This is a genomic window from Mesorhizobium tamadayense (genome assembly GCF_003863365.1).
Lineage (GTDB): Bacteria > Pseudomonadota > Alphaproteobacteria > Rhizobiales > Rhizobiaceae > Mesorhizobium > Mesorhizobium tamadayense.
Genome location: NZ_RQXT01000249.1, coordinates 1 through 442, shown reverse-complemented (window position 1 = coordinate 442; position 442 = coordinate 1). Strand labels below are relative to the sequence as shown.

At 62.0% G+C, this 442-nt stretch carries 1 protein-coding gene; it reads right to left on the bottom strand.

What is annotated here, in order from left to right:
* On the bottom strand, nucleotides 1-435 hold a 435-nt coding region (locus EH240_RS37535; RefSeq protein WP_281035207.1), incomplete at its 3' end, for a DUF1173 family protein.
* Between the last annotated feature and the right edge of the window lie 7 nt (nucleotides 436-442).

The window sequence follows — 442 nt, the reverse complement described above, 5'->3', positions numbered from 1 at the left end:
CGCTCCGCCCTTGACCGTCATCTGGCCAGCGGCCTCGACGAGGTGCCAACGAATATTCCACCAATGCCGTTTGCCAGCCCATCGCGACGTCCAGACTGTCAGCTCCGCTTCGTGCCAGAGATAATGGAGCAGGCCTCGCAGGGAGAGTTTCCTGGTGTCCCCGACCACGCTGTCCGAACCTGCGGCGCCAACTGCCGGCACAGATCGCGTGCCGACCTTCGACAGGCGAAAGTCCAGCTTCAGCGCGGCCATGCCGCTCTCGGAATCGACCTGGATAGCGCTGCCCATCAGCACGCCGAGGCCGGACAGTTCATCGCGCGGCTCGTAAGAGGAACAGGAAGGATCATAGCTGCCACCCGACAGCGGCATCCGCTTGACCATGTATTGGTCGCCAACCTGCGCAATATACATTGGCGGGCACGGCTCTTTGCACAAGCAAAGT